This window comes from Gordonia sp. N1V, assembly GCF_029269935.1.
In the GTDB taxonomy this organism is placed as follows: Bacteria; Actinomycetota; Actinomycetes; order Mycobacteriales; family Mycobacteriaceae; genus Gordonia; species Gordonia polyisoprenivorans.
The window spans coordinates 185,656-205,697 of record NZ_JARJDD010000007.1 but is presented as its reverse complement, the minus strand read 5'-3'; the positions used below and the strand labels follow the sequence as shown (position 1 = coordinate 205,697).

General features: G+C 67.0%; 16 protein-coding genes. 10 read left to right on the top strand and 6 right to left on the bottom strand.

Features of this window, described 5'->3' with window-relative positions:
- Nucleotides 1-34 precede the first annotated feature (34 nt).
- The 8 genes from iolC (at nt 35) to P3L18_RS11750 (ending at nt 9,427) form a co-directional block, all read left to right on the top strand.
- The gene (gene iolC / locus P3L18_RS11785; RefSeq protein ID WP_006370334.1) at nt 35-1,036 is read left to right on the top strand and encodes a 5-dehydro-2-deoxygluconokinase; all 1,002 of its coding nucleotides are present in this window, start codon (nt 35-37) and stop codon (nt 1,034-1,036) included.
- Complete coding sequence (locus P3L18_RS11780; protein ID WP_276114143.1) at nt 1,029-1,955, top strand: aldolase; 927 nt, start codon at nt 1,029-1,031, stop codon at nt 1,953-1,955. Before iolC ends, P3L18_RS11780 begins: the two co-directional genes overlap by 8 nt.
- Nucleotides 1,956-1,964: 9 nt before the next feature.
- Nucleotides 1,965-2,828: a 5-deoxy-glucuronate isomerase gene (iolB, locus tag P3L18_RS11775; RefSeq protein WP_079930598.1), complete on the top strand. Its 864-nt coding sequence runs from the start codon at nt 1,965-1,967 to the stop codon at nt 2,826-2,828.
- A gap of 30 nt (nt 2,829-2,858) precedes the next feature.
- Nucleotides 2,859-4,901 carry a 3D-(3,5/4)-trihydroxycyclohexane-1,2-dione acylhydrolase (decyclizing) gene (gene iolD / locus P3L18_RS11770; protein ID WP_276114142.1) on the top strand — a complete coding sequence of 681 codons (2,043 nt, stop codon included), beginning with the start codon at nt 2,859-2,861 and terminating at the stop codon, nt 4,899-4,901.
- Entirely contained in the window at nt 4,901-5,806 is a 906-nt protein-coding gene (locus tag P3L18_RS11765; protein ID WP_020170502.1) for a sugar phosphate isomerase/epimerase, read from the top strand. The genes iolD and P3L18_RS11765 overlap by 1 nt, the downstream gene beginning before the upstream one ends.
- A gap of 51 nt (nt 5,807-5,857) precedes the next feature.
- A complete protein-coding gene (locus tag P3L18_RS11760; protein ID WP_276114141.1) occupies nt 5,858-6,916 on the top strand; it encodes a Gfo/Idh/MocA family oxidoreductase in 1,059 nt (352 codons plus the stop codon).
- A gap of 3 nt (nt 6,917-6,919) precedes the next feature.
- Nucleotides 6,920-7,795, top strand: a complete 876-nt coding sequence (locus P3L18_RS11755) for a sugar phosphate isomerase/epimerase family protein (protein ID WP_276114140.1) — start codon at nt 6,920-6,922, stop codon at nt 7,793-7,795.
- Nucleotides 7,796-7,894: 99 nt separating this feature from the next.
- Nucleotides 7,895-9,427 carry a CoA-acylating methylmalonate-semialdehyde dehydrogenase gene (locus tag P3L18_RS11750; protein WP_276114139.1) on the top strand — a complete coding sequence of 511 codons (1,533 nt, stop codon included), beginning with the start codon at nt 7,895-7,897 and terminating at the stop codon, nt 9,425-9,427.
- 491 nt (nt 9,428-9,918) lie between these two features.
- Here the strand turns inward: P3L18_RS11750 and P3L18_RS11745 are convergent, their stop codons facing one another.
- Nucleotides 9,919-10,959: a LacI family DNA-binding transcriptional regulator gene (locus tag P3L18_RS11745; RefSeq protein ID WP_079930602.1), complete on the bottom strand. Its 1,041-nt coding sequence runs from the start codon at nt 10,957-10,959 to the stop codon at nt 9,919-9,921.
- A gap of 108 nt (nt 10,960-11,067) precedes the next feature.
- Here P3L18_RS11745 and P3L18_RS11740 point away from each other — a divergent pair, with 108 nt between their 5' ends.
- Nucleotides 11,068-12,483 (top strand): sugar porter family MFS transporter, encoded by a 1,416-nt coding sequence (locus tag P3L18_RS11740; protein WP_006370344.1) that lies wholly within the window; start codon nt 11,068-11,070, stop codon nt 12,481-12,483.
- Nucleotides 12,484-12,579: 96 nt separating this feature from the next.
- Here P3L18_RS11740 and P3L18_RS11735 read toward each other — a convergent pair whose 3' ends face one another.
- Nucleotides 12,580-13,599, bottom strand: coding sequence for a Gfo/Idh/MocA family oxidoreductase (locus P3L18_RS11735; RefSeq protein ID WP_276114138.1), 1,020 nt, complete (start codon nt 13,597-13,599; stop codon nt 12,580-12,582).
- Between the two features lie 42 nt (nt 13,600-13,641).
- The gene (locus tag P3L18_RS11730) at nt 13,642-14,523 is read right to left on the bottom strand and encodes a LysR family transcriptional regulator (RefSeq protein WP_276114137.1); all 882 of its coding nucleotides are present in this window, start codon (nt 14,521-14,523) and stop codon (nt 13,642-13,644) included.
- A 109-nt stretch (nt 14,524-14,632) separates the two neighbouring features.
- Here P3L18_RS11730 and P3L18_RS11725 point away from each other — a divergent pair, with 109 nt between their 5' ends.
- Nucleotides 14,633-15,895, top strand: a complete 1,263-nt coding sequence (locus tag P3L18_RS11725; protein WP_006370349.1) for an MFS transporter — start codon at nt 14,633-14,635, stop codon at nt 15,893-15,895.
- A gap of 204 nt (nt 15,896-16,099) precedes the next feature.
- Here the strand turns inward: P3L18_RS11725 and P3L18_RS11720 are convergent, their stop codons facing one another.
- The 3 genes from P3L18_RS11720 to P3L18_RS11710 form a co-directional block, all read right to left on the bottom strand.
- Nucleotides 16,100-17,308 carry a fatty acid desaturase gene (locus P3L18_RS11720; protein WP_014360914.1) on the bottom strand — a complete coding sequence of 403 codons (1,209 nt, stop codon included), beginning with the start codon at nt 17,306-17,308 and terminating at the stop codon, nt 16,100-16,102.
- 44 nt (nt 17,309-17,352) lie between these two features.
- Nucleotides 17,353-18,675 (bottom strand): fatty acid desaturase, encoded by a 1,323-nt coding sequence (locus P3L18_RS11715; protein ID WP_006370351.1) that lies wholly within the window; start codon nt 18,673-18,675, stop codon nt 17,353-17,355.
- 145 nt (nt 18,676-18,820) lie between these two features.
- Nucleotides 18,821-19,933: a GNAT family N-acetyltransferase gene (locus P3L18_RS11710; RefSeq protein ID WP_006370352.1), complete on the bottom strand. Its 1,113-nt coding sequence runs from the start codon at nt 19,931-19,933 to the stop codon at nt 18,821-18,823.
- Nucleotides 19,934-20,042 lie beyond the last annotated feature (109 nt).

The window sequence follows — 20,042 nt, the reverse complement described above, 5'->3', positions numbered from 1 at the left end:
ACACCGCGAACGACTTACGAGCAGGGAGCAGTCCGTGACCACAGCCCGACCAACACCCGTCTTCGACGTGCTGGCGATCGGCCGCAGCGGCGTCGACATCTATCCGCAGCAGATCGGCGTCGGCCTCGAGGAGGTCACCAGCTTCGGTAAGTTCCTCGGCGGCAGCGCAGCCAACGTGACCGTCGCGGCCGCCCGGCTCGGACACTCCGCGGCTCTGATCTCCGGCGTGGGCGACGACCCGTTCGGCCGCTTCGTCCGTGCCGAGCTGGCCCGACTCGGCGTCGACAACCGCTTCGTCGGCGTCGACGACGTGTACGCGACACCGGTGACGTTCTGCGAGATCTACCCGCCCGACGACTTCCCCCTGTACTTCTATCGCAAGCCCACCGCCCCCGACCTGCAGGTCGCCGTCGCCGATATCGACACCGTCGCCGTCGCCGATGCTCGACTGTACTGGTCGACGGTGACCGGACTGTCCGAAGAGCCCTCGCGCAGCGCACATTTCGCGGCATGGGAGGCTCGGGCCCGTCGACCGCTGACGGTGCTCGATCTCGATTACCGCCCGATGTTCTGGGAGTCACCGGCCGCGGCCACCGAGCAGGTGCAGCGCGCACTGACCGAGGTGACCGTCGCGGTGGGCAACCGCGAGGAGTGCGAGGTCGCCGTCGGTGAGACCGATCCGCACAAGGCTGCCGACGCACTGCTCGACCTCGGTGTCGAACTCGCGATCGTCAAGCAGGGACCGCGCGGAGTGCTCGGCAAGACGCGTCACGAGACCGTCGAGGTCGCCCCGCTCCCGGTCGACGTCGTCAACGGACTCGGCGCCGGTGACAGTTTCGGTGGCTCGCTGTGCCACGGACTGCTCTCGGAGTGGCCACTGGAGAAGATCCTGCTGCACGCCAACGCCGCCGGCGCGATCGTCGCCGGTCGCCTCGAATGTTCCACTGCCATGCCCACCGCCGACGAGGTCGCCGCGTTCGCTGCCACCGCAGCATCCACCGGCACCGACAACGCCCAGGAGAGCCTCCATGTCTGAACTCGCCACCACGATCACCCCGACCGACCTGCTCACCGAGTTGCCCACCTGCACCTCCTACGCCGAGGTGACCGCCGTCCGCGCACAGCGCCCCGAGATCATCGGACAGGCCTGGGCTCGCCGGCGTCGGCGCGACACCGTCAACGGTGACGAGCGGCTGATGATCGTCGCCGCCGATCACCCGGCCCGCGGCGCGCTGTCGGTGGGCAAGAACCCGACCGCCATGAACAGCCGTACCGATCTGTTGGACCGCCTGCGCGTCGCGCTGGCCAACCCCGGCGTCGACGGCGTCCTCGCCACCTCCGACATTCTCGAGGATCTGCTGCTTCTCGGGGCGCTCGAGGACAAGGTGGTGTTCTCGTCGATGAACCGTGGCGGACTGGCCGGCTCCTCGTTCGAACTCGACGACCGGATGACCGCGGCCACCGCCTCCTGGACCGTCGAGGCCGGCCTCAACGGCGCAAAGATGCTCTGCCGCATCGATCTCCACGATCCCGGCACCCTGAACATGTTGACCTCGTGCGCCGCCGCGGTCGACGAACTCGCCGCGGGCGAGGTGATCGCGATGCTCGAGCCGTTCATGTCCCAACGGATCGAGGGCAAGGTCCGCAACGACCTGAGCGCCGATGCAGTGATCAAGTCGATGCACATCATCCAGGGCATCGGCTCGACGTCGGCCTACACCTGGCTGAAGTTGCCGGTCGTCGACGAGATGGAGCGCGTCATGGACGCCACCACGATGCCGACGCTGCTCCTCGGTGGCGACCCGCAGACCGCGCCCGAAGAGACCTTCGCGAGTTGGGAACGGGCACTGGCGATTCCATCCGTTCGCGGACTCATCGTCGGCCGCACCCTGCTGTATCCGTCCGACGACGACGTCGCCACCGCGGTCGACACCGCCGTGAACCTGGTGAGCTGAGGCAACACCATGAACAGCAAGTACTACATCCCGGCCGGCAGCGCCGCCGCGCCGCTGAGTGTCGACGTGACGCCGGAGTCCGCCGGTTGGAGCGAATCCTCGCTCTGGGTGGCGCAATTGGGTCCGGGTGACTCGATCACGCGCAGCTCCGGGCCCGACGAGATCATCGTGATCCCGCTGTCCGGCTCGGCCGTGGTGGCCTGCGACGGAAGACAGTTCGAGCTCGAGGGTCGCCAGAGCGTCTTCGACGGGCCGAGTGACTTCGCCTACGTCGGCCGGGACTCGGAGTTCACCGTGACCAGTGCCGACGGTGGCCGATTCGCACTGTGCGGCGCACGGGCGTCGACGACGCTGCCGTTCCGGTACGGTCCGAGGGCCGGTGTGCCGGTGGAGCTTCGCGGTGCGGGCAACTGTAGCCGGCAGGTCCACAACTTCGGCACCGCCGACGTGTTCGAGGCCGACTCGATCATCGCCTGCGAGGTCATCACCCCGAGCGGCAACTGGTCGAGCTACCCCGCGCACAAGCATGACGAGAACTCCGAGGTCGAATCGCAGCTCGAGGAGATCTACTACTTCGAGTTCAGTCAGATAACCGGTTTCGGCTATCACCGGGTGTACGGAACGCCCGAGCGCCCCATCGAGGTGCTCGAGGAGGTCCGCTCGGGTGACGTCGTCCTCGTACCGCACGGCTATCACGGACCGTCGATCGCCGCTCCCGGCTATCACATGTACTACCTCAACGTGATGGCCGGACCGGGCCCCGAACGGGCCTGGAAGATCTGTGACGATCCCGCCCACACCTGGCTGCGCGGCAGCTGGGAACATCAGGAGATCGATCCGCGTCTCCCGCTGCACGACAACAACTCCCACTGACCACCACCCACCACTGAGAAAGAAGTCATCGTGGCACCGATCAACCAGGGGCGCGCCGGCGGCGTGACCGGCGTCCGCACCCCGCACGGTGAACCGACCGTCCGGCTGACCGTCGCGCAGGCGACCGTGCGCTTCTTGGCCAACCAGTACGTCGAGCGTGACGGCGAGCGGTCGAAGTTCTTCGCCGGCTGTTTCGGCATCTTCGGTCACGGCAACGTCGCCGGACTCGGACAGGCGTTGCTGCAGAACGAGATCGACGACGTCGATGCCGGGCGCGAGCTGTCGCTGAAGTACGTGCTCGGACGTAACGAGCAGGCGATGGTGCATTCGGCCGTCGGCTATGCCCGGATGAAGGATCGTCTGCAGTCGTGGGCCGTGACCGCCTCGGTCGGACCCGGTGCCACCAACATGCTCACCGGCGCCGCACTGGCCACCATCAACCGGATTCCGGTGCTACTCCTGCCGGCCGACACCTTTGCCACGCGCGCCACCTCCCCGGTGCTGCAGGAGCTGGAGCTGCCCTCGTCGGGTGATGTCACCGTCAACGATGCGTTCAAGCCGGTCTCGCGGTACTTCGACCGCGTGTGGCGGCCGGAGCAGCTGGCCGGCGCGTTACTCGGCGCAATGCGAGTGCTGACCGACCCGGTGGAGACCGGCGCCGCGACCGTCGCCATCCCGCAGGACGTGCAGGCCGAGGCGTTCGACTTCCCCGAATCGCTGTTCGCCGAACGCACCTGGCATGTGGCGCGTCCGCTGCCCGAACGTCGCGTGATCGCCGAGGCAGCCGAGATCATCCGCTCGGCACGCCGACCGCTGATCGTCGCCGGTGGCGGGGTCATCTACTCCGGCGCCACCGAGGCGCTCGCCGACTTCTGTTCGCGCACCGGCATTCCGGTCGGCCAGAGCCAGGCCGGCAAGGGCTCGCTGCCCTATGACCACCCACAGTCGGTGGGTGCCATCGGCTCCACCGGCACCACCGCCGCCAACGCGCTCGCCGCCGACGCCGACGTCGTCATCGGGATCGGCACGCGCTACAGCGATTTCACGACCGCCTCGCGTACCGCGTTCACCGGCGAGGGCGTGCGTTTCGTCAACATCAATGTCGCATCCCTGGATTCGGTCAAGCATGCCGGCTACAGCGTCGTCGCCGACGCCCGGGAGGCCATCGAGACGCTCGACGAGCTGCTGGCCGATCACCGCGTCGAGCAGTCCTACCGTGACCGGGTCGCCGAGCTCGCCGCCGAGTGGGATCGCATCGTCGACGACGCGTACTCCCCCACCGCCGTCGGCGTCAACGTCGCCACCGGCGAGGAGGCGCTGACCCAGGGCTCGGTCATCGGTCTGGTCAACGAGACCTCCGATCCGCGCGACGTGGTGGTGTGTGCCGCCGGATCGATGCCCGGCGATCTGCACAAGTTGTGGCGGACCCGCGATGCCAAGGGCTATCACGTCGAATACGGGTATTCCTGCATGGGATACGAGGTCGCCGGTGGTCTCGGCGTCAAGATGGCCTGCCCGGACCGCGACGTGTTCGTCATGGTCGGCGATGGTTCGTATCTGATGATGGCCACCGAATTGGTGACCGCCGTCCAAGAGAACCTGAAGGTCATCGTGGTGCTCGTGCAGAATCATGGCTTCGCCTCCATCGGCTCGCTCTCGGAGTCGTTGGGGTCGCAGCGATTCGGCACCGACTACCGCTATCGCGGTGAGAGCGGACGCCTCAACGGGTCCACGCTTCCGATCGACCTGGCGGCCAACGCCGCATCCCTGGGCGCCGACGTCATCCGTGCCGGCACCGCCGCCGAATTCGCCGACGCCATCAAGACCGCGAAGGTCGCCGACCGCACCACCGTCATCCACGTCGAGACCGATCCGCTGATCGGTGCCCCCGACAGTGAATCCTGGTGGGACGTCCCGGTATCGGAGACCTCGACCCTGGAATCCACCCAGCAGGCCTACGGCGTCTACGAGCAGTGGAAAGCCGTCCAGCGCCCCTATCTCGCCCCCACCACGCCGGCCGACTCCCCTGCGCCGTCGAACAATCCCGCCCCGTCGAACAATGGAGTTCAGTGATGTCGAAGATCCTCGTCGGTTCCGCCCCCGACTCGTGGGGCGTCTGGTTCCCCGACGATCCGCAGCAGACCCCCTACACCCGCTTCCTCGACGAGGTCGCCGCGTCGGGTTATGAGTGGATCGAGTTGGGCCCGTTCGGTTATCTGCCCACCGATCCGCAGCAGTTGCGCGACGAGCTCGGCAGTCGCGGGCTGAAGCTCTCGGCCGGCACGGTCTTCGAGCATCTGCACCAGGACGATTCGTGGGATGCGGTGTGGACTCAGATCGAGGATGTCGCCAAGTTGACCGCAGCCGTCGGCGGCAAGCACGTCGTCGTCATCCCGGAGATGTGGCGCGACCCGGCCACCGGCGAGGTGCTCGAGGATCGCACGCTCACCGATGAGCAGTGGCGCAAGAAGACCCAGGGCATGAACGAACTGGGCAAGGCGATGTTCGAGAAGTACGGTGTGCGAGCGCAATACCACCCGCATGCCGACTCCCACGTCGACACCGAGGAGAACATCTACCGGTTCCTGGAGAACACCGACCAGCAGTTCGTGAACCTGTGCCTGGACACCGGTCACGTCAGCTACTGCGGAGGCGACAACATCGCCATCATCAACGCCCACCCCGACCGCATCGGGTACCTGCACCTCAAGCAGGTCGACGAGCAGGTTCGGGCCAAGGTCGCCGCCGATGACCTGCCGTTCGGCGAGGCGGTCCGCCTGGGCGCGATGACCGAACCGCCGCGTGGCATCCCGGAGATGCCGCCGCTGCTCGAGGCCGTCGCCGCTCTCGACATCGACATCTTCGGCATCGTCGAGCAGGACATGTACCCCTGCAGTCCCGATGCCCCGCTGCCCATCGCCCAGCGCACCCAGAAGTATCTGGGATCGTGCGGTGTGCCGGCCGTCCGTTTCAGCTGATTCTCTCTCCCTCCAACTTATTTCACCCCGAACTATTTCACGGAGTACACCATGACCGACTTGCGTATCGCCGTCCTGGGCGTCGGGATGATGGGTGCCGACCACGTCGCCCGCATCACCGAACGCATCAAGGGCGCCACCGTCACCGTCCTCAACGACTACTTCCCGGAGAAGGCCGAGGAACTCGCGGCGACGATTCCGGGCTGCCGGGTGATCAACGATCCGCTCGACGCGATCGCCGATCCCGATGTCGACGCCGTCATCCTCGCCACCCCCGGTCCCACCCACGAGAAGCAGTTGCTGGCGTGCCTCGAGGCCCGCAAGCCGGTGATGTGCGAGAAGCCGCTGACCACCGATGTGGCCACCTCCCTGGAGGTCGTCAAGCGGGAAGCGGAGTTGGGGCGCAAGCTGATCCAGGTCGGGTTCATGCGGCGCTTCGATCACGAATACGAGCAGCTGAAGTCGCTCATCGACGACGGCACCTTCGGGCAGCTGCTGGTGGCGCATTGCGTGCACCGCAACCCGATGGTCCCACCGGGTTTCGACTCGGCGATGATCGTCAAGGATTCGATCGTCCACGAGGTCGACGTCACCCGGTTCCTGTTCGACGAGGAGATCGCCTCGGTGCAGATCATCGCGCCGGGTTCCAATTCGCAGGCGCCCGAGGGCCTCAAGGACCCGCAGATCGCGATCTTCCGTACCGCGTCGGGTCGCCACATCGACGTCGAGTGCTTCGTCACCACCGGTGTCGCCTACGAGGTGCGCACCGAGGTCGTCGGTGAATTCGGTTCTGCCTTCATCGGTCTCGACCAGGGCGGCGTGGTGCGCAAGCAGCGCAACCCCGTGCAGTCCAGTGCCGGAGGAAGGAAGGTTGCGGGGATCTGGGGCGGCGATATCACGCCGTCGTTCGTGGAGCGCTTCGGCGCCGCCTACGATGCCGAGATCCAGCGGTGGGTCAACGCCGTCAAGGCCGGCATCAACGTCGACGGCCCCGGTGCGTGGGACGGTTATGCCGCGGCCGCGGTGTGCGCGGCGGGTGTCAAGGCTCTCGAGACCGGCGAGATCGTCACCGTCGACATGGTCGACCGCGCATCGATTGCGGGGGCCTGATCCATGAAGGTCGCCCTCGATCCCACGCCGTTCCATCATTCCCATTCGCTGCTCGAATTGCCGGGCGTGGTTGCCGATCTCGGGTACGAGTACCTGCAGCTGACCCCGCACGTCGACATGATCCCGTTCTTCAATCATCCCAAGGCCGACGACGATCTCGTCGCGAGGTTTCGCCGGGCGTGCAAGGACGCCGGCGTCGGAATCGCTTCGGTGCTACCGGTATTGCGGTGGTCCGGGCCCGACGAGGACGCCCGCGAGGCGGCCGTGCGCTACTGGAAACGCGCCATCCAGATCACCGTCGATCTGGGCGTGAACGTGATGAACACCGAGTTCTCCGGTCGTCCGGAGAAGCCGGAGGAGTCCGAGCGGGCCTTCTACCGGTCGATGGAGGAACTCGTGCCGATCATCGAACGTGAGGGCATCGACGTCCGGATCGATCCGCACCCAGATGATTTCGTGGAGGACGGGTTGGCCGCGATCCGCATGATCCGCGGGATCAACTCGAAGAACTTCGGTTTGGTCTACGTCGCCTGCCACAGCTTCCACATGGGCGGCAACATGCGGGAGATCATGACGACCGCCGGTGACATGCTTCGCCTGGTGCACGTGGCCGACACCATGGATCATCATGCCTCACAAGGGCTTCGCTACATCACCAACCCGCCCGGTAACGCCGTACGCGTGCACCAGCACCTCAAGATCGGCGACGGCGACGTCAATTGGGACGAGTTCTTCGGCACACTCGGCGAGATCGGCTTCTACGACCGCGACGACTCGGTCATGGTGTCGAGTGTGTTCGCCGAGAACGAGAACGCCGACGAGGTGTCCCGCTACCAGCTCGCCACGATGAACGACTACGTCGCCAAATTCCGTCCCTGACCCCGTTCACCGACATACCCCGCTCACTGCCCACACACCAAGTCCCCCACTGATTTCGGCGTCGCGTGACAGCACGCGACGCAGAACAGGAGTACCTCCATGTCCACCACCGTCTCCCACTGGGCCAACAACAAGCCCTACCCGGGTACCTCGAATGCCACTGCGCCGGTGACGAATCCGGCGACCGGTCAGGTCACCGGGCAGGTCGCGTTGGCCAATGTCGCCGACGCCCGCGCGGTGATCGACGCCGCCGCGGCGGCGTTCCCCGCCTGGCGTGACACCTCGCTGGCCAAGCGCACCTCGATCCTGTTCCGCTTCCGGGAACTGCTCAACGAGCACAAGGGCGAGCTGGCTCAGATCATCACCGCCGAACACGGCAAAGTCCTCTCCGACGCCCTCGGCGAGATCTCCCGCGGCCAGGAAGTCGTCGAATTCGCCTGCGGCATCCCGCACCTGCTCAAGGGCGGATTCACCGAAAACGCCTCCACCAAGGTCGACGTCTTCAACATCCGCCAACCCCTCGGACCCATCGGCATCATCTCCCCCTTCAACTTCCCCGCAATGGTCCCCATGTGGTTCTTCCCCATCGCCATCGCCGCCGGCAACACCGTGGTCCTCAAACCCTCCGAAAAAGACCCCACCGCCTCGATCTGGCTGGCCGAACTCTGGAAAGAAGCCGGACTGCCCGACGGCGTGTTCAACGTCCTACAAGGCGACAAGACCGCCGTCGACGAACTCCTCACCAACCCGTCGATCAAATCCATCAGCTTCGTCGGCTCCACCCCGATCGCCCAATACGTCTACGCCACCGGCACCGCCGCGGGTAAACGCGTCCAAGCCCTCGGCGGCGCGAAGAACCACGCCATCATTCTCCCGGATGCCGACCTCGATCTCGCCGCCGACGCCATGGTCAACGCCGGCTTCGGCTCCGCAGGCGAACGCTGCATGGCCATCTCGGTCGCCGTCGCCGTCGGCGACATCGCCGACGAACTGGTCGCCAAGATCACCGAACGCGCCCGAACCATCACCACCGGTGACGGCACCAAGAACTCCGACATGGGACCGCTGGTCACCGCCGCCCACCGCGACAAGGTCGCCTCCTACGTCGACGCCGGCGAACAAGCCGGCGCGACCGTCGTTCTCGATGGCCGTGGTGTCGACGCGGACGGTGGGGCCGATGGATTCTGGTTGGGGCCCACCCTGTTCGACAACGTCACCCCCGACATGAGCATCTACACCGACGAAATCTTCGGACCCGTCCTGTCGGTCGTGCGCGTCGACTCCTACGACCAAGCCCTCGAGCTGATCAACTCCAACCCCTACGGCAACGGCACCGCCATCTTCACCAACGACGGCGGCGCCGCCCGACGCTTCCAGAACGAAGTCGAAGTCGGCATGGTCGGCATCAACGTCCCCATCCCCGTCCCCATGGCCTACTACAGCTTCGGCGGCTGGAAAGCCTCCCTCTTCGGAGACACCCACGCCCACGGCACCGAAGGCATCCACTTCTTCACCCGCGCCAAAGCCATCACCAGCCGCTGGCTCGACCCCAACGGTCGAGAACTTCGGCCCGCTCGCTCCGCTCCCGGCGCCGCCGGCGGACTCAACCTCGGCTTCCCCCAGAACGCCTGAGATCACCTCCCCGGAGGATCAGGCCTGTGCGATGAGTCGACGTACGGCGGCTACCTGAGTCGACGCATCCACACACCGAGAATCCCGCTCGCGGCACGCCCCCGCCGCGAGCGGGATTTTCTGTGTAGTGGTCCGGAACCAGCACCGTAGCAAGAGGTCTCGAGGCTCGGCGCATGCGCCTCACACCTCGACCATCGGAAGGGGACACCACCCCGATCGAGGGGACCGCCCCGTCCGCTCTCTCGATCGAGGGGGAAACGTCCCGTCGTCTTTCCCGATCGGAACAACGCGTCACCTTTCCCCGATGGTCGAGGTGCCGAGGAGCGCCAGCGACGAGGCCTCGAGACCCCCGCTGCGAGCGGGATTCTCTGTGTGGTGGTCCGGAACCAGCACCACGGCAAGCGGTCTCGAGGCTCGGCGCACGCGCCTCGCACCTCGACCACCGGTCCGGTTGGGGGCGACCATCCGGGGGGCTCGGCGACCACCCGGCACTACCGCTGCTCGCGGGGTGGAGCCGTCGTGCCGCGCACTTTCAGCGAGGGCTCGAGCACGACGTCGTCGCCGCCGTCGGACTGGTCGGTGAGCATTGCGACGGCGAGATCGACTGCGGTGGTGGCCATTCCCATTGCGTCCTGGTGGATCGTGGTCAGATCGATCCGGGGGTTGTCGGACAGCAGGCTGTCGTCGTAGCCGACGAGCGAGATGTCGCCGGGGACGTCGACACCGGCTCGGGTGAACACGTCGAGCAGCCCGAGGGCACAGCGGTCGTTGCCGGCGAGGATGGCTGTCGGTAGCCTGCTGCGCTCCAGGAGTTCTCGTGCTGCGCGCGCACCCGCGTCCTCGCTGTGCGCACCGGCCACGATCGCGATGTGCCCAGAGCGCCCGTGCCGTTGCATCGCCGTGCGGTAGCCGAGAGTTCGGTCGCCGGCCCCCGGCCCGTCACCGCCGTCGACGTGCAGGATGTCCCGGTGCCCCAGTCCCACAAGATAATCCACGGCCTGCGCCATACCGAGATGGTCGTCGGTGCGTACTGTGGCGACCCCACCCGAGCCCAGAACGTCCTCGGCCAGGGACCGGCCCACCACCACCATCGGCGCGCGTGCGGCCACCGGGAGCAACTCGGCGCCGTCGGTGTGCGGCCCCAGCACGATCAGGGCACCGCAGCGGTGATCGATCAGCCGCTCGAGCGAGGACACCTCCGAGCGCTCCGGCAGGTTCGCCGTCAACAACACGTCGTGGTTCAGCGCCTCGGCCGCCGGATACATGTGGGTGACGAGCTCGGACTGGAACAACTGCGACATGTCGACCAGCACGCCGAGAGTGCGGCTCCGACCCCGGGCGAGCATCCGGGCGACCGAGTCGGGACGGTAACCCAACTCCTCGGCGACGGCGAGCACGCGCTGCTGCGTCTCCTCCCCCGCACCAGGCTTGCCGGCCAGGATGAACGAGACCAAAGTGCGCGACACGCCGGCGCGTTCGGCCACGTCGGCCATGGTCGGTCGCCGACGCCGGGACCCTGCAGTGGTCGTCATGACTAACCCCGTTTCCGAGTGACACTTGACACAATCGCTTTGTCAGGACATAGTACTACTCACACGCGTTAGTAACGCGCGTTAGTTCCCCAGGAAATCGAGGTTTCCATGTCTACGACGACATCAGCCGCTTCCAACAGGCGGTTTCTCACCAAGCTCACCGTCATCGCCACTCTCGGCGGACTGCTCTTCGGCTACGACACCGGAGTGATCTCCGGTGCGCTGCTCTACATGAAAGACGATCTCCACCTCTCGGCCTTCGGCGAAGCCACCGTCGTCAGCGCCCTACTCTTCCCCGGCGCCGCCTTCGGCGCACTGTTCGGCGGCCGCGTGGCCGACCGGCTCGGGCGCAAGCGCACGCTGCTGCTGTGCGGCCTGGTCTTCCTGGTCGGCGCCGTCGGCTGCGCCCTCGCCCCGAATGTGGCGATCATGGTCATCGCCCGCATCATCCTCGGCCTCGGCGTCGGCGCCGCGGCGGTCACCTGCCCCCTCTATCTGGCCGAGATGGCGCCCGCCGAGCGTCGTGGCCGGATGGTCACCATCAACGAGCTGATGATCGTCACCGGTCAGATGTTGGCCTTCGCCATGAACGCGCTGCTCGACCACATCGTCACCGACCCGCACGTGTGGCGCGTCATGCTCGCCGTCGCCGCGGTGCCCGCGGTCGCACTGTTGCTGGGCATGCTCGCCCTGCCCGACTCGCCGCGCTGGTACGCCCTCAAGGGCCGCCTCGATGAGTCACGAAACGTCCTGGGCCGCAGCCGTACACCCGACGAGGCCGACGCCGAGTACGCGACCATCGTCGATCACATCACGCACATGCGCGGTGGCCGCACCCCGCTGTCGGTGGTGCGCGACGTGCCGTGGATTCGACGGATCGTGCTGATCGGTTGCGGGCTGGCCATCATCCAGCAGGCAACCGGCATCAACACCGTGAACTACTACGCACCGACGATCCTCGAGCAGAGCGGACTGGGCGTCAGCGCCGCACTCATCGCGACCATCGCGGTCGGCGTCACCTCGGTGGTCACCACCATCATCGGCATCATCCTGCTGGGCTACATCGGCCGCCGCACCATGCTGCTGATCGGCTTCTCGGGCGTCGCGATCACCCAGGCCGCCCTCGCCCTGGCATTCCTGCTGCCGCAGACGACCTCACGCAGCTACATCATCCTCGCGTGCATGGTGGCCTTCGTCGCCTTCGTGCAGATGTTCATCGGCACCTGCGTGTGGCTGCTGCTCTCGGAGATCTTCCCGCTCAGCGTCCGCGGCTTCGCGATGGGCATCGCGGTCTTCGTCCTCTGGTGCACCAACGCGCTGATCTCGTTCCTGTTCCCGGTGCTCAACTCGGCACTCGGCTCGACCGGAACCTTCGGACTGTTCGTCTTGGTCAATCTCGCCTCGCTGGCCTTCGTGTACCGATCGGTGCCGGAGACCAAGGGCATCACCCTCGAAGGCCTCGAGGAGCACCTCGAAGCCCATCACGACAGCCGCAGCCCGGCCGCGGTGACCGCAGCAGCCTGACCGCAGGCACGGCACGACAACCGAACACCGACGAACCCCGTGGGCGAGACCATTCGGTCTCGCCCACGGGGTTCGGTCGTCAGAGATGCAGGGTCGTCAGAGGTGTACGAGGACCCCTTCGTCGGCGCTGCGTCGTGCGGCGTCGAGCACCTCGAGCACCGCAATTCCCTCCGACGCCGGGACAGGCTGGGGCGCGCCGTGATCCACCGCTGCGGCGAATCGCCGATAGTACTCGTCGGCACGCCCCTGCGCCGACGGGACCGTCCGGGCGCCGTCGGCGGTGTGCGGCGTCCCGAGCCGGTCGGGACGTTCGAATCCCCACCCCGCCGGATCGTCGGCCGGCCGCTTGCCCGCGAGGATCTGCTCGGTCTGCGCGTCGGTGCCGTCGCTGAGGTATGCGCCACGCGAACCGTAGAGCCGCCACTGTCGCGACACGACGTGGTTGAGCTTGCTCGAGGTCACCGTGGAGAAGGCGCCGCTGCGGTGGGTCATCGCCACGCTGAATCCACAGTCGGTCCGACCGGCCGGCAGATCCACCCGGTCGAGGTGGGCGTACACCGACTCGACCGGTCCCAGCAGGGTGAGCATCTGATCGACGAGGTGTGCGCCGATGTCGCGCAACAGTCCACCCGTGGGGCCTGCGTCGAGTCCGGCGGCCTCGTCGAGGTCGTAGCGCGACTCGACCCGCCAGAGGTCACCGAGTTCGGGCAGCACACCGGTGACGGTCGCGAAATCGGCGTCGAAGCGGCGATTGTGAAACACACTCAGCAGCACACCGGCTCTCGCCGCCGCCCGCTCCAGTTCCCGACCGCCGTCGGCATCCGGCGCGAAGGGCTTGTCGGCCACCACGTGCACGCCCCGCGACACCGCCTCGAGCACCAGGTCACGGCGCGTCTGCGGCGGCGTGGTGATGGTCACCGCGTCCACGCCGGCATCGAGCAGATCGCCGAGTGAGTCGAAGACCGCAACTCCCGGGAGGTCCGTTGCCACCTCGCGACGGCGGTCGTGGTTGCCGGTGACCACCCCGGCCAGCTCGATCTCCGGCACCGCCTGGATATAGGGCGCATGGAAGATCCGTCCACCCGCGCCGTAACCGACCAATCCCAGTCTCACCATCGTCTCCACTTCATTTGTCCGGACATTGGTACAAATGTAGAGTCAGGCGGTCCGCGTCGTCACCTCCCGGACGATGTCGAGGACCGCCCGGGCGGCCGTCGACGGCGAGCGCACCGAGGAGTGCGCGATCGAGACAACCCAGTCGAGATCACGGTCGGTGCAGGGCACCCCCACCGCTCCGGCGTGGTCGTGGGCGACGCTCCAGGGCACCAATGTCACCCCGAAATCGTTGAGCGCCAACCGGATACCGAAATCTTGATCGGCCACCTCGATCACCGATCGGCGATGCGGGAGCCACTTGTCGGTCACCGCGCGGGTGCCCCAGCCGGGCGGGTAGTCGATGGTGCGTTCGGCGGCGAGATCCGCGGCCGCGAAGCCGCCGGCCCGAACCAGCCGGTGGTCGGGGTGGGCCACGAGCACCAGAGGCTCTCGGGCCAGCCGGTACACGGTGATGCCGGGGATCTCCTGATCCGGACCGCCGAGCAGTGCCAGATCCAGCGTTCCGTCGCGCAGCCCGCGGATGTTGCCCTGACTGCCCTGCGGATTCTGCCGCATCGCGATCGCGACACCCGGATGCCGCCGATGCACCGCCCCGAACGCCTCCGCGAGATCGATGGTGACGATGTTGACCAAGGCACCCACCGCGACATCACCGCGGATGTCCCCGCGCAGCGCCGCGAGGGCGTCGACGATCTCGGCGCGCGCCCGGACCGCGGCTCGAGCGGGTTCGACGACGGCGCGCCCGGCCTCGGTGAGCACCAGCGTGGTCGGGGTGCGATCGAAGAGTTGCGCGCCGACCTCGCGCTCGAGTTTGGCCACCGACGTCGACACCGCCGACTGCACGACCTGCATCGACCGTGCCGCAGCGGTGAAGGTGCCATGCTCACAGCACGCGAGGAAGTAGTCGAGTTGCCGCAGTTCCATCGTGATCGCCCTCTCACTCCCCCGCCGACCTGGCCATCATCTTCCATGTAGATGTGGCCATCAGAATCTATCGCTTTTCTTCACGGCGACCGCGCCGCACCATGGACACATGGCTTCGACGACCTCCTCCCCGACCACCCGACTCAGCCGGGTGATCGTGCTGTTGTTCGCGGTGACCGCGGGGTCCTCGGCGGGCTGTCTCTACTACCTGCAGCCCCTGCTGCACGAGGTCGGCGGCGACCTCCACGTCTCGACGACGGCCGCGGGCCTGATCATCTCGGTGACCCAGGTCGGCTATCTGATCGGTCTGGCTCTGGTCGTACCACTGGGCGACTTCCTGGACCGCCGACGGCTCGTCGGCGGGCTGCTGGTCGTGTCGTGCATCGGTTTGGCGATCGCCGCGGCGGCACCCACCTACGCGGTCCTGATGATCATGGTGTTCGCGGTCGGGGTGTCGGCGTCGGCGGCGCAGGTGGTCGTGCCGTGGGCCGCGGCGGTGGCCGGGCCGAGTGAACGCGGCGCCGTCGTCGGCACGGTGATGAGCGGATTGCTCGTCGGCATCCTGTTCTCGCGCGTCCTGTCGGGTCTCATCGCGCAGGCGGGCGGCTGGCGCACCGTGCTCGTCGTCGCCGCGGTCATGCAGGTGATGATGGCCGCGGCCGTGTGGTGGCGGGCGCCGCACACCGCGGTCGAGCGCTCGAACAGCACCTCGTATCCGCGTGTGCTGGCCTCGATCGCGACGCTGATCCGCACGGAGAACGTCCTGCGTCACCGCATGGTGCTCGGCGGGCTGAACATGGCCGCCTTCTCCGCGATGTGGACGGCGATCGCGTTCCTGCTCGCCGGAGCGCACGGCTCGTCGTATCACTTCTCCGACGCCGAGATCGGGCTGTTCGGTCTGGCCGGGGTGGCCGGCGCACTGGCCGCCCCGCGGGTCGGCAGACTCGCCGACCGCGGCTATCTGCGCCACACCCAGTACGGCGTGTGGGTCGTCCAGCTTCTCAGCTGGGGGCTGCTGTGGGCGGGTGCGCATCAGGTGTTGGTGCTGATCCTGGCGCTGCTCGTCTTCGATTTCGGCGTGCAGGGCGTGCAGATCGCCAACCAGGCCGCGGTGTACTCGCTCGACGGCGAGGCACGCTCTCGGCTGACGACCGCCTACATGGTGGCCTACTTCGCCGGTGGCGTCGCGGGTTCGGCGTTCGGCGGGTGGGCGTATCAGATCGGCGGCTGGAACCTGGTGTGCGCTGCGGGTGCGGCCACCGCAGTACTCGGCATCGTGCTGTGGGCGGCGTTCGCGATCGGTGAGCGCGAGCACTCGGTGCAAGGAGTCGCCGCGCAGCAACGGCTGCGCGGCGAAGTCCAGGCGGTCTAGGGCGTGTCTCCCGATTCCTCTGCGATGGATTTGCGAGGTCGATGGTTTCCTGGCAAGGCGGAGGAGGCGCCGTCCTGAGGTGCGAGGCACGAGCCTCGAAGGGGAGCGATAGCGGAGCTATCGTGACCGACGACAACGCCGCCAGGGGACCATCGAGCCGCAAAGACGCGCAAAGGGAATTGGGAGATATGCCCTAAGTCCGACTCAGCGCGCGCGACGGCGCAACCGCCGCCTGCGCCGGGCCTCGGCGATGGCCGAGCGCAGACCGAGCGCCTTGTCGATGCCCGCGAAGCGCCGTTCCGACGCCGTCTCGGGTGCATCGTCGGCGGTGTCGCGCAGGAACCGGTCCGGCAACGCGAGTTTGTTGATGGTGCGCAGCGTCTTGCCGTATTGCACCCACAGCGAGCCGGTCGTGTAGGGCAGATCGTATTTCTCACACAGTTCACGCACGCGCACCGAGATGTCGGCGAGCCGATTGCTCGGCAGATCGGGATAAAGATGGTGCTCGATCTGGTAGCAGAGGTTCCCCGACATGAACGCCATGGCCGGGCCTGCGTGAAAGTTGGCGCTGCCCAACATCTGTCGCAGATACCACTGACCCTGGGTCTCGTCCTCGAGGGTGTCGACGGTGAACTTCTCCGCGCCGTCCGGGAAATGACCGCAGAAGATGACCACGTACGCCCACAGGTTGCGGATCAGATTCGCCGTCAGATTCGCGGTCAGGGTGTGCCGGAAATTCGGGCCGGTCAGCGCCGGGAACAACACATAGTCCTTGGCGACCTGCTTGCCGATCTTGCGACCGAATTCCTTCATCTGCGGGATCGCGACCTCTTTGGGCTTCTCGCCCTGAATGACCTCTTTGAGCGCGAGGTCGTGCAGGCCGATGCCCCATTCGAAGGTGGCCGCCAGGATGACGTTGAACAGCGGCTGCAGCGCGCGTCGCGGTTCCCAGGGCTCGTCGCGGGTGACCCGCAGGATCTTGTAGCCGACGTCGTGATCCATGCCGACGACGTTGGTGTACTTGTGATGGATGTAGTTGTGGGAGTGCTTCCAGTGCGGCGACGCGCACACCATGTCCCATTCCCACGTCGTCGAGTGGACCTCGGGATCGTTCATCCAATCCCACTGCCCGTGCATCACGTTGTGCCCGAGCTCCATGTTCTCGATGATCTTGGCCACTGCGAGCGCGCCGGTGCCCAGCAGCCACAACGACCGCCGATGGCTGCCGAGCAGCGCGAGACGGCCGGCGACCTCGAGGACCCGGTGTGCGAGGATCGTGCGCCGCAGGTAGGTGACGTCGCGCACCCCGCGGTCGGCCTCGATCTCGCGACGCAGCGCGTCGAGTTCGGCCCCGAGCGCCTCGACGTCGGCGTCGGTCAGGTGTGCGTACTCATTGATGTCGGTGATTGCCATCGGTGTCCATTATGCGCTTGCGGCGCCGAGACGGGGAGCCCGCCTCATGCCGCGCGACGCTCCACCACCTGGGACGATCGTCCCACTCGGGTCCGCCGACGCTCGCGCAGGGACTTGATCGCCGAGCGCAGTCCGCGGCGCCGCCCGGTCAACGGGTCGACGGTCGCATGCAATCTGGTGCCCTCGGGCAGACCTTGCTTGAAACGACGTTCGGACGCGGTCTCGGGTGCGTCGTCGGCGGTGGCCGAGAGGTATTTGTTCGGCAGCGACAGCTTGGCGATGGTGCGCCACGACTTCGCGTACTGCAGCGGGAACGAGCCGGTGGTGTAGGGCAGGTCGTACTTCTCGCACAGCGCGCGCACCCGCACCGCGATCTCGGCGAGCCGATTGCTCGGCAGATCGGGGAAGATGTGGTGCTCGATCTGATAGGAGAGGTTGCCGCTCATGAATGCCAGCACCGGTCCGCACCGGAAGTTGGCGCTGCCCAACATCTGTCGCAGATACCACTCGGCCTGCGTCTCGGAGTCGACGTCCTGCTTGGTGAACTTCTCGGCGCCGTCCGGGAAGTGCCCGCAGAAGATGACGGCGTTGGTCCACAGGTTGCGGATGACGTTGGCCATCGCGTCGGCGGTCGCCGCCTTGCGGAAAGCCGTTGCGGCATCCCGCTTGTCGCCACCCAACACCACCGCTGCGGCGGCGACCAGGGTCGGCTGCACGGCATAGTCCTTGGCGAGCTGCCTGCCCACCTTGCGGCCCACGTCGGCCAGATCCCGGCGGAACTGTTCCTTGGCCTCGGGGGTGCGGCGCTTCTTGCCGAGCTCGAGATGCTGTGCGGCAACGCCGTATTCGAACAACAGCGCGAGCAGCGTGTTGTACACCAGGTTGCCCAGGTAGAACGGCCGCCACCGCTGATCGCGCGTCACGCGCAGCAGCCCATAGCCCACGTCGTCATCCATGCCGAGCACGTTGGTGTACTTGTGATGGATGTAGTTGTGGGTGTGCTTCCAATGCGCCGAGGGGTCGGTGTTGTCCCACTCCCACGTGGTCGAGTGCACCTCGGGATCGTTCATCCAATCCCACTGCCCGTGCATCACGTTGTGCCCGAGCTCCATGTTCTCCACGATCTTGGCGACGCCGAGGGTGGCTGCACCCGCCCACCACAGCCCGCGATTGCGCGAGCCGGCGATCATCGTCCGACCGGCGAGCTCGAGTCCGCGTTGGAAGCGGATCGTGTTGCGGATGTAGCGGGCGTCACGCTCTCCGCGTGCCGCCTCGATGTCGGCCCGGATGGCATCGAGTTCGGCGCCGAGGGCCTCGACGTCGGACTCGGACAGGTGGGCGTATTCGGGGATGTCGGTGATCGCCATGGGTTCCTCTCACCTCACGCCGCGGCCGGGACAATCCGCTCCGGCCTACGGCTACGTTTCCGTAACTTACGATAGCGTAGGTTACTGGGCGCGAGCTGTCCAGCCTTGGTGAAACAGACATCGGTGCGACCTCGGTCGGGACCGCTCAGAGTGTGCAGTTCTCCCGCAGGAGCTCGTACCCGACGAGATCCTCGATGTGGCCGTCGGAACTCGCGGCCAGGGGCTGGGTGCCGAACTCGGTGAAACCGGCGTTGCGGGCGAGCGCCCTACTGCCCTCGTTGGAGGCGGCGGCGAACATCGTCAGCCGCCGGATGTCGAGGACATCGAAGATGTGGCGCACCGCCGCCGGGAATGCTTCTCCCAGAACACCTTTGCCGCGCGACGCCGGATGCGTGTAGAAGCCGATCTCGGCGCCGGTGACGTCGTCGATCGCGAAGATCGAGATGTCGCCCATGTATTCGTCGGTCTCCTGATCGGCGACCGCCCAGGTGCAGGTGTTCCCGCAAGCAGCGGTCCACCACTTACGGGTGCGTTCGAGTGCCGCATGTTCGACCGACAGCGGATCGGGGCGCTCGAAGAGGTATTTGCGCGAGATCGGGTCGTCGAGGGTCTCGCGGATCCGCTCGTCATCCTTCTCGGCCAGCGGGCGCAACCGGAATCGTTCGGTGTCGAAGGTGGTGGCATGCCACCGCGATTTCGGTGCGAAGTCGTCGCCGGCATGCCACTTCGCACACCACGCGTCGACAACGCGGCTGTTCATCTCGAGCCAGTCCGGCAGGCGCGCGAGCAGGGTGAACCCGGCGGCGTGGGCGACCCGAAGGCTCGCCAGATTGCCCTCGGCGGCGTGGAACCGCACGACCTCCACGTCGCGTTCGGCGGCCGCATACGTCATCGCGAGCACCACCGCGCGACGCGCGAGACCCGCTCCCCGGGCATCGGGGTGCAGGACGAATCCGACCTCGACGATCCGCCCGGCGCCCTGCAGTTCGACGCTGCCGACGAATCGGCCCTCGTGCTCGATCGCCCAGGTCATGGAGTCGCCGTCGTCCCAACCTCGCAGGGCCCCGTCGATGAATCGCTCGGCGTCGGAACGGCCGTAGGGCGAGGGCATGCGCGCCCAGCGCATGGTCAGCGGGTCGGTGGCATAACCGACCACGCGATCGATGTCGTCGCCCCGGTGTGCCCGCAGGGTGACCACCCCGTCGGAGCAGACCGGAACCTCGGTCGTTTCGGACAGTCGGGACACTTCGGCTCGCACGCGGATCTCCTCCGTGGTCGACAGCAGCCGTGTTCGAGCCTAACGGGTCTGCGGCGACGGGGCGATGTTTGCACCCGATCGATCGGGTCCGGGCACGGCGGCGGGGCGT